The 8,760-nt window shown below is 40.0% G+C and carries 10 protein-coding genes and 1 pseudogene; 8 read left to right on the top strand and 3 right to left on the bottom strand.

Annotated elements, in window-relative coordinates; all coding sequences use genetic code 11:
• From HSISS2_RS12030 to HSISS2_RS09005, 3 genes and pseudogenes are all read right to left on the bottom strand, one after another.
• Positions 1-553, bottom strand: a pseudogene (locus HSISS2_RS12030) (helix-turn-helix transcriptional regulator); the annotation flags it as partial.
• Positions 554-575: 22 nt separating this feature from the next.
• The gene (gene cadX / locus HSISS2_RS09010) at positions 576-914 is read right to left on the bottom strand and encodes a Cd(II)/Zn(II)-sensing metalloregulatory transcriptional regulator CadX (protein WP_000711078.1); all 339 of its coding nucleotides are present in this window, start codon (positions 912-914) and stop codon (positions 576-578) included.
• A gap of 10 nt (positions 915-924) precedes the next feature.
• Complete coding sequence (locus tag HSISS2_RS09005) at positions 925-1,539, bottom strand: CadD family cadmium resistance transporter (RefSeq protein ID WP_021146428.1); 615 nt, start codon at positions 1,537-1,539, stop codon at positions 925-927.
• A 28-nt stretch (positions 1,540-1,567) separates the two neighbouring features.
• On the opposite strand from HSISS2_RS09005, the gene HSISS2_RS12025 reads away from it, so the two are divergent.
• The 8 genes from HSISS2_RS12025 to HSISS2_RS08965 all read left to right on the top strand — a co-directional run bounded on the left by HSISS2_RS12025 (position 1,568) and on the right by HSISS2_RS08965 (position 8,689).
• On the top strand, positions 1,568-1,753 hold the full coding sequence (locus HSISS2_RS12025; RefSeq protein WP_081102576.1) for a FanG protein: 186 nt from the start codon (positions 1,568-1,570) through the stop codon (positions 1,751-1,753).
• Positions 1,754-2,001: 248 nt separating this feature from the next.
• The gene (locus HSISS2_RS09000; protein WP_021146427.1) at positions 2,002-2,232 is read left to right on the top strand and encodes a hypothetical protein; all 231 of its coding nucleotides are present in this window, start codon (positions 2,002-2,004) and stop codon (positions 2,230-2,232) included.
• Positions 2,233-2,500: 268 nt separating this feature from the next.
• On the top strand, positions 2,501-3,874 hold the full coding sequence (locus tag HSISS2_RS08990; protein ID WP_021146426.1) for a bifunctional UDP-sugar hydrolase/5'-nucleotidase: 1,374 nt from the start codon (positions 2,501-2,503) through the stop codon (positions 3,872-3,874).
• A 29-nt stretch (positions 3,875-3,903) separates the two neighbouring features.
• The gene (locus HSISS2_RS08985) at positions 3,904-4,647 is read left to right on the top strand and encodes a YutD family protein (RefSeq protein ID WP_021146425.1); all 744 of its coding nucleotides are present in this window, start codon (positions 3,904-3,906) and stop codon (positions 4,645-4,647) included.
• Positions 4,635-5,804, top strand: a complete 1,170-nt coding sequence (gene rlmN / locus HSISS2_RS08980) for a 23S rRNA (adenine(2503)-C(2))-methyltransferase RlmN (protein ID WP_021146424.1) — start codon at positions 4,635-4,637, stop codon at positions 5,802-5,804. The genes HSISS2_RS08985 and rlmN overlap by 13 nt, the downstream gene beginning before the upstream one ends.
• 1 nt (position 5,805) lies before the next feature.
• Positions 5,806-6,333: a VanZ family protein gene (locus tag HSISS2_RS08975; RefSeq protein ID WP_008535508.1), complete on the top strand. Its 528-nt coding sequence runs from the start codon at positions 5,806-5,808 to the stop codon at positions 6,331-6,333.
• Between the two features lie 102 nt (positions 6,334-6,435).
• Positions 6,436-6,882 carry a hypothetical protein gene (locus tag HSISS2_RS08970; RefSeq protein WP_021146423.1) on the top strand — a complete coding sequence of 149 codons (447 nt, stop codon included), beginning with the start codon at positions 6,436-6,438 and terminating at the stop codon, positions 6,880-6,882.
• Between the two features lie 49 nt (positions 6,883-6,931).
• Complete coding sequence (locus tag HSISS2_RS08965; protein WP_042767122.1) at positions 6,932-8,689, top strand: ABC transporter transmembrane domain-containing protein; 1,758 nt, start codon at positions 6,932-6,934, stop codon at positions 8,687-8,689.
• Positions 8,690-8,760 lie beyond the last annotated feature (71 nt).

Below are 8,760 nucleotides of genomic sequence, written 5' to 3'. Positions count from 1 at the left end.
TCAAACATTTCTTCAAAATCAATGACAGTCAATTCATTGATGGTACTGGTTCTAAAACTTCTAGCGAGGTTATAACTTTTTTCACCAACAGTAATGTCAATGTCGTCTTTTTTGTGAAAAGTATCCATTTCAGTTTCATCAGAAGCCAAAACATTTTTCTTTGAATATTGAAATTTGCGAATGTCTTGGAAAGTCCAAGACATTTAGATTGTATTGAATTAAGTCATCATCCGACAAAGAATTCATTCTTTTATCTACAGTTTCCAAATCTCTAAATAAAATAGAGCTGAAGCAGTGGTAAAACATATTTTCAACAAACTTGGCAATATCTCCAAAAATAATTTCTTTATAGTCTAAGTCGGTTTGAGTATTCAAATAAAGCAATATTGAAGCGGTAACTTGTCGCTTTCCCTTTTCAACTTGGCTAACTTGACCTGCATTACCTAAGTCACTTTGCTTTAAATTATACTTTTTCTTAAACATTTGATACGAGTAGGTATTTCTTGTGAGTAATTTTCATCAAAAATTTCATAGATAAGCCTCCTATAATCATGGAAAAGTAGTAAAAATAGTTGTTATCCTAGTTGATTAAAAAAATCTCTGATTTCCTCATCTTTTATAAAATAATATATAATTTTCCCCTCTCTTCTAGTGTCCAAGATGTTTTGATTGGCTAGTTTACGAAGATGGTGGGAGGCAGATGCCATACTGAGATTTAATAAACAGGCTATATCGCAGACACAGAGTTCTTCGACGGCAAGGAGATAAAAGATGATATTTATCTGTTTATTATCGGTAAATTTTGATAAAATGCGAAGTGATTTTTGGACTTTTTCCTTTTCAAGGTAGTTCGTTGCGGTTGTAACATTTTGTTGATTTATAACATCCACTTGACAGATACTATCTTTTTTCATAATTTTTCTCCTAGCCTAACATAGTCCATAGCATGTCAAAGCTGTTGTTTTCAATCAGGATATACATCCCCAATCCTAAATAGACAACGGCAATAAACCATCTGCTATATTTTTCCAAAGTTTCTCCAACAGAAGGGACTTGTGCTAATTTTTGGGCAGAAAAAACCAAGAGATAAATCATGACTAGAAAGGTAAGTAAAGTCACTATCAAATTCGCTAAATTTAAGGTAATAAAATATGGGACAAAAACACCAATATTGTCAGCACCACAACTTGCAAAAGTAATCATAGCGACTAGAAAAATCAGGTTTTTATTGTCTTTGCGCAAACCATCTTTTGCAATAGCTTCTCCATCAGAATCTCCTAAAAACAAAACTTTGAGGCCTAGGAAAATTGGAATCAAACCGAGTAAACCTAAAATCTCTTTACTAGGAATATAATTTAAGACAAATGCAAAAAGCAAACTTAGGAATATTAGACTAACAGAGCCTAGAAATTGTCCTAAATAGATGTTAATAATGTCTTTTCTGCTTTTTCTTTTGGCAAAAAATAACATTAGGATAATAAGTAAGTCTACGGCTGTCCCAGAATACAGGATTATTGAAGTAACAATATTTTGAATCATAAAACACCTCATTCAAATATATTTTTGAATGTATTCTAACATTAAACTTTGTAGATGTCAACTTCAACTCCACCAAAATATAGATAAGAAGTTAGTGTACCAAATATTAAAAAGCCCTGCCATCGAAATGATAGCAAGGCTTAACTTCAATATCCAAATGATATATTTATCTAAAAAAGGTAGAGTAAAAGGTAGAGTTTTTATTGATTTGTAGTGCGATATAATGAGTTTCAAAAAATCAAAAATCGCTTAAAATTAATATTTTGATGTCTATTGGTGTGTACTGAAACCCTTACTTAACCTCAGTAAAAATAAAATAATTTGTAATTCCAAAGATGAATCCACCCCCAACAAAAAAGTAGTGACATTGATGTCACTATTTTTTTGTTGGCTTCTGACTTATAATCAAGTCAAAGCTTGAAATAAAGAGCTATGATTTGATTTTTTGAGGAGGTTGTTTTAATGACAATACAAACTATTGATAAGATTGACATGCTTGATTCCAAAGATCTTTCTACCATTGTGGGTGCAGCATGTAGTTTTTGGGGAGCTACAGCTGCCGTAGGTGTCGGGGCTGTTGGGGGAGCCGTTAAAGGTGGTATTCAAACAGGTACTTGGCAAGGTGCAGCCTTAAAGGGTATTGGTTATGGTATTAAAGGTGGGATTACTTATGGCCTTACTTGTGGTTTTTAGACGACTAGTGAGTCAATTTTTTGGCCAAATAGTACTTGCGCTCCTGATTTATGGGCTTATATTCCTTGCTTGGCAACACTTTAGAGGAGGTGTTTTCTCAATTGTGTGCATCTATGTCAGTATATCCCTGGCAGATGACGTTTATCATCTCGCAGAAGAATATTTAAAAAGAAAGTTAACTAGGAATACCTTCCTGTTTGAAAAATAGTTAAAGGCTTGGCAGATTGAATGTCAAGTTTTTTATGGTAAAAGTGCTAAAATAGAAGTCATGAAAGACACGATTCGAATTCTCCATATTAACGATTTACATTCTCATTTCGAACAGTATCCACAACTCAAGCGAGCTGTGGATGATTTGAGTCAGACGGATAGAGAGCTGATTAAGGTAGATCTTGGGGACAATGTGGATAAGTCCCACCCCTTATCCGATGCGACAGCTGGGCGTTTTAATGTCGCCCTGATGAATGAGTTGGGAATAGATTATGCGACTATTGGAAATAATGAAGGGATTGGACTGGCTAAGGCTGAGCTAGACTGTCTTTATGAGCAGGCTAATTTTCAGCCTATCATAGGAAATCTCAAGGACAAGGGCCGACAGCCTGACTGGGCTAAGCCTTATTTGATTTATCAAACTAAAGCGGGAACAAAGATTGCTTTTCTAGCTTATACGTTTCCATATTATGTCACCTATGCTCCAAATGGTTGGGAGGTTTTGAATCCGCTTACGCAGTTAGAGGAGGATTTGGCTCGTCCTGAGGTTCAGGATGCAGACCTAGTCGTGCTGCTTAGTCATTTAGGAATACGCTATGATGAGCAGATTGCAGAGACTTACCCTCAGGTGAATCTTATTATCGGGAGCCATACCCACCACCTGTTTGAAGAGGGTAAATTGATTAATGAGACTTATTTGGCGGCTGCAGATAGGTATGGTTATTATATCGGCTGCATTGACTTAACTGTGGAAGACGGGCAATTAAGGGAGTGTCAGATTGTAGCTATTCCTACCAAAACCTATCTTTTAGATTTGGACAAGGAAGACCAAGTCTTTATTCAGGCCATGCGAGAGGAAGGCTATCGTCGATTAGCTCAGGAAAAGGTGGCCGATTTAGGTCGAAAATTGAGTTTTGATGAGACTTGTCAGGTGGTGCTAGAAGCTGTTTGTCAAGAGACAGATAGTCAGTTAACGGTTTTAAATACTGGACTCATCATGAAAACACTAGGTCCTCAAGTGACCATGGCAGACCTACAAGAAGCCCTGCCCCATCAAATGCGAATGGCCCGTCTGGTAGTGACCGGCCAAGAGCTCAAAGAAATTTGTCAAGAAGTTTTCACCAAGGCAGAACTCCTCAGAAATCAAACCATTAAAGGCATGGGCTTCCGTGGAAAAACATTTGGTCAGGTAATCACAGGGAATTTTGCTTACAAAAACGGTAATTTATTGTATAATGGTAGGGTTGTAGATTCTCATGAAAAGTTTAGTTTGGTCCTTGTGGATCAGTACTACTATGCTGCTTATTTCCCTACCATCAAGGAAAAGGATGCGACTCTTCTTTTTCCAGACCTGTTAAGGGAACTTGTGGCCAAATATTTGAGAAAAAATGGTGCCAATTGGGATAAGAGCATTATCACAGCATCAAGATAGAAAATAAGAGTCAGCAGAAAGGATGGCACATGCGTAAAGAAATCTTGCCAGAAATGTTTAATTATAATAAATATCCAGGGCCAGACTTTGTGTATGTGGCCGACCTTCTGAAATCAGATGCCTGTCAGTTTACGGTTCTTGAAAATCATAAGGATGCCTTAGACGCGACCCGTTTTGGGCAACGTTTTTCTGAAATCATGCTCAAGTATGATTATATTGTTGGAGATTGGTCAAATGATCAGCTTCGCCTTAAGGGATTTTACGAGGACGAACGCCCAAATACTCGAAAGACGGAGCGTATTAGCCGTTTGTCAGAGTATTTGCGTGAGTACTGTGCCTTTGGTTGTGCCTATTTTATTTTGAAAAATGAAGAACCACAGCTAATTGTCTTTGAAGAGGAAAATGAGCCTCGACGCAAGCGTCGTCGTTCGAATAGTCGTCGCAACTCTTCTCAAGAAGCTAGAGAGAAAGATCGTAATGCTTCGCAAAAGAATAAAGGACAGAAGGCTTCTGGCAAGCAAAAGTCGGATAAGCCCAAACGAAGAGACAGGGATCAAGAGGGGCCAAGCTTTGAGAAAATCAAGCGACGTCCTAAGTTTAAATCAAGACCAGAGGATGGCGGCCGTGAGCGCAAGTCAAACTTCAAGAAAAGTCAGAAGCAGGCCTCAAAGTCTAAAATCCCCAATAACGTATCGAAGAAACCAAGCAAGACCAAGTCAGATGGTCATCATTTTACAATCAGAAAAAAGGAAATTAAAGGATGTCAGAAGTAACAAGACAAGCAAAGCCAGAACGTCGTAAACGCCAGAAGTTGGAAGATATGGAAGGTTACAAACCATCTATCTATGGTTTTACTCGTGAGGAGTTGATTGACTGGGCTATGGAACATGGTGAAAAGAAATTCCGTGCCACTCAAATTTGGGATTGGCTCTACAAGAAGCGTGTGCAGTCTTTTGAAGAAATGACCAACATTTCTAAGGACTTCATTGCTAAATTGAATGAGAATTTCTGCGTAAACCCATTGAAACAACGTATCGTCCAAGAATCTAAAGATGGTACCGTTAAGTATCTCTTTGAATTGCCGGACGGTATGTTGATTGAGACCGTTTTGATGCGTCAACACTATGGTTTGTCTGTCTGTGTGACAACTCAGGTTGGCTGTAACATTGGTTGTACTTTCTGTGCCAGTGGTTTGATTAAGAAACAACGTGACTTGACTGCTGGTGAGATTGTTGCCCAAATCATGTTGGTACAAAAATACTTTGATGACCGTGGCGATGGTGAACGTGTCAGCCACGTGGTTGTTATGGGTATCGGTGAGCCATTTGATAACTATGACAATGTGCTTCGCTTCTTGCGTACTATTAACAATGACAATGGTCTTGCTATTGGAGCTCGCCACATTACCGTGTCAACATCTGGTTTGGCACCAAAAATCAAGGAATTTGCCAAGGAAGGAGTTCAAGTGAACCTTGCGGTATCACTTCACGCGCCAAACAATGACCTTCGTTCAAGCATCATGCGCATTAACCGCTCATTCCCACTTGAAAAACTCTTTGAAGCGATTGAGTATTACATCCAGACAACCAACCGTCGTGTTACTTTTGAGTACATCATGCTTAATGAGGTCAATGACCACCCTGAAAATGCTCAAGAGTTGGCTGATTTGACTAAGAAAATCCGTAAGTTGTCATACATCAACTTGATTCCATATAACCCAGTATCAGAGCACGACCAATATAGTCGTTCAACCAAGGAACGTGTGGCAGCCTTCTACGATGTGCTTAAGAAAAATGGGGTTAACTGCGTGGTTCGTCAAGAGCACGGTACAGATATCGATGCTGCTTGTGGACAATTGCGTTCAAACACCATGAAACGTGACCGTCAAAAGGCTGTGGCAGAAGCTTCTGGTAAATCAGAAGGTAAGTAAGATGTTTCAGCTTAAGACTTGGGTAGATAAGGATGGAGAACTAACACCAAAAGGAAGACAGGTAAGCCGAATGTTGGTTTGTGCCTATCTCCTTTGTTTAGTGTTCCTATGTTGGACACCCCAGTATGGGCTAGTTGAAGGTGTTGAAACTCCTGGTATTCAACATTTTGGTCGTGTAGTGGTGCTCTTGACACCCTTCAACAGTCTAACAAATTTTAATCAATTGGATAGTCTTAAGGAAATTGTCTTTGTCCTTGGGCAAAATGTGACCAATATTTTCTTGCTGAGTCCGCTGATTTTAGGACTCCTAGCCTTGCACCCAAGATTTAGGTCTTGGCAAAAGGTCCTTGTAGCGACGCTTGCCATGTCTTTGACGATTGAGGTCGGACAAGTCATTCTTGACCTTCTCATTGATGCTAATCGTGTCTTTGAGCTAGATGATTTATGGACCAATACTTTGGGAGGTTTGGTGGCACTAGGTGTCTACCGCCTCCTTGTAAAACTGATTCAAATGCATTTTAAAGAGTAAAAAACCTGGGAGCTTACGCGTCTCAGGTTTCGCTTATTTTCTATCATACAAAGATAACACATTCAAAAGAGGGAAAAATGAATAAACACTTTTGGAGAAACAATGAAACACTTAATGATGACACTAGTCACCGTATTAACACTAGGAGCAACGATGCCAACGGTTAAAGCAGATGCTTATCAAAGCGGACGTGATGCCGATATTATGCGAGAAAGAGGGCAGGTTTGGAATTTTCCTGAGATAAAGAGAGAGCGTCAGGTTGCTAATTATAACACCGGTGGTCGCTATCTCAGTGAGGCAACCAACTTTGAATTGTACAATTTCGTCAGAGAATATAAGACGTCTGATGACATCAGACGCATTTGGAGCCCTAAGAAGGATGCGTCAGTCATTCATGACAAGGAAAGATACTCTATGGATGGTGGGCATAAGGTCTATAATTTTGATTCCTTTGCCTATCAATTGCCAGAGTCTACTGACTTTGGCAAACTGACTTATATTGGCTATTTTGAGCTAGAAGATGGGACAATCTACCGTTATTGGAAGTAAGCTGTCGTTAGACTAATAATCACCCGTTTGTAAGGATAGGGGGAATAATTTGTTTTTTAAGCAATCAATCATTGCAAAACTTTGGTGGTTTTTCAAGTTAGAAAAACGCCGGTATATTGTCGGGATTTTGGCACTGAGTCTGGTTTCGGTTCTCAATCTGATTCCCCCTATGGTTATGGGGCGGGTCATTGATGCTATTACATCGGGAAAATTGACCAATCAGATTTTTCTTCTGAATCTTGTGTATTTGCTTTTAGCAGCTTTGGGAATGTACTATTTGCGCTATGTTTGGCGGATGTATATCTTAGCGACCTCTTATCGCTTGGGTCAGATTATGAGGTCACGCCTTTTTGAGCATTTTACCAAGATGTCGCCTTCTTTTTACCAAAAGTACCGAACTGGGGATCTCATGGCCCATGCAACCAATGATATCAACTCTTTAACCCGCTTGGCTGGTGGGGGTGTCATGTCAGCGGTAGATGCATCTATCACAGCCTTGGTAACTTTAATCACCATGTTCTTCAGCATTTCCTGGCAGATGACACTAGTGGCTGTCTTACCCCTCCCTTTCATGGCTTTTGCGACCAGCCGTTTGGGCCGTAAGACACATAAAGCTTTTGGAGAATCCCAGGCAGCCTTTTCCGAACTTAATAATAAGGTTCAAGAGTCGGTATCAGGTATCAAGGTAACCAAGTCTTTTGGCTATCAGGAGGCTGAGCTTCAGTCCTTCCAAGAGACCAATAAGATGACCTTTAAAAAGAATATGCATACCATGAAGTATGACAGCCTTTTTGATCCTTTGGTCTTACTCTTTGTTGGCTCATCCTATGTTTTGACCCTTCTTGTCGGAGCCTTTATGATTCAAGCTGGTCAGATAACGGTCGGAAATTTAGTAACCTTCATTACCTATTTGGACATGCTGGTTTGGCCTCTAATGGCCATTGGCTTCCTCTTTAATATCACACAGAGGGGAAATGTGTCCTACCAACGTATTGAAAATCTTCTGGAGCAGGAATCAGATGTTCAAGATCCTGCGCACCCTCTCCCAAGTATTGAAAATGGTCGCTTAGAATATGCGATTGACCGCTTTGCTTTTGAGGATGAGGATACTTTGAGAGATATTCATTTCACCTTGGACAAGGGGCAAACCCTTGGCTTGGTTGGACAGACTGGTTCAGGAAAGACCGCCCTTGTCAAGTTGCTCTTGCGGGAGCACGATGTTAATCAAGGAGCCATCTATTTGAATGGGCATGACATCCGAGACTATCGCCTATCAGACTTGCGTAGCTTGATGGGTTATGTTCCTCAAGACCAGTTTCTCTTTGCTAGTTCTATTTTAGACAATGTCCGTTTTGGTAATACTGACCTCGCCTTTGATAAGGTGGAAGAAGCGACTAAGTTGGCTCAAGTTTATGATGATATCAAGGATATGCCTGAGGGATTTGAAACGATTATTGGTGAAAAGGGTGTCAGCCTATCAGGCGGTCAAAAACAACGTTTGGCTATGAGCCGAGCCATGATTTTGAATCCAGACATTTTGATTTTGGACGACTCCCTATCGGCAGTTGATGCCAAGACAGAACATGCTATTATTGAAAATCTCAAACATACCCGCAAGGACAAGACGACTATCATTACCGCCCATCGTCTCAGTGCGGTGGTGCACGCTGATCTTATCTTAGTCATGCAGGAAGGTCGCATCATTGAACGTGGCCGTCATGAGGACTTGCTATCCCAGGGTGGTTGGTATGCCAAGACCTATGAGTCTCAACAGTTAGAAATGGAAGGAGGAGAAGTCGATGCCTAATCAAAACCAATGGTCTGTGTTTAAGCGTCTCTTGACTTATCTCAAGCCTTACAAATTCTTGACCTTTCTAG

Source organism: Streptococcus sp. HSISS2 (assembly GCF_000448665.1).
Taxonomy (GTDB): domain Bacteria; phylum Bacillota; class Bacilli; order Lactobacillales; family Streptococcaceae; genus Streptococcus; species Streptococcus raffinosi.
Note: the sequence above shows the minus strand (reverse complement) of the source record. Positions and strands in the feature narration are given on the sequence as shown.

What these genes read in the sequence shown, in the direction of transcription:
- cadX (WP_000711078.1), bottom strand. Translation starts at nt 914, where the DNA reads ATGAAAAAAGATAGTATCTGTCAAGTGGATGTTATAAATCAACAAAAT.
- HSISS2_RS09005 (WP_021146428.1), bottom strand. Translation starts at nt 1,539, where the DNA reads ATGATTCAAAATATTGTTACTTCAATAATCCTGTATTCTGGGACAGCC.
- HSISS2_RS12025 (WP_081102576.1), top strand. Translation starts at nt 1,568, where the DNA reads ATGTATTCTAACATTAAACTTTGTAGATGTCAACTTCAACTCCACCAA.
- HSISS2_RS09000 (WP_021146427.1), top strand. Translation starts at nt 2,002, where the DNA reads ATGACAATACAAACTATTGATAAGATTGACATGCTTGATTCCAAAGAT.
- HSISS2_RS08990 (WP_021146426.1), top strand. Translation starts at nt 2,501, where the DNA reads ATGAAAGACACGATTCGAATTCTCCATATTAACGATTTACATTCTCAT.
- HSISS2_RS08985 (WP_021146425.1), top strand. Translation starts at nt 3,904, where the DNA reads ATGCGTAAAGAAATCTTGCCAGAAATGTTTAATTATAATAAATATCCA.
- rlmN (WP_021146424.1), top strand. Translation starts at nt 4,635, where the DNA reads ATGTCAGAAGTAACAAGACAAGCAAAGCCAGAACGTCGTAAACGCCAG.
- HSISS2_RS08975 (WP_008535508.1), top strand. Translation starts at nt 5,806, where the DNA reads ATGTTTCAGCTTAAGACTTGGGTAGATAAGGATGGAGAACTAACACCA.
- HSISS2_RS08970 (WP_021146423.1), top strand. Translation starts at nt 6,436, where the DNA reads ATGAAACACTTAATGATGACACTAGTCACCGTATTAACACTAGGAGCA.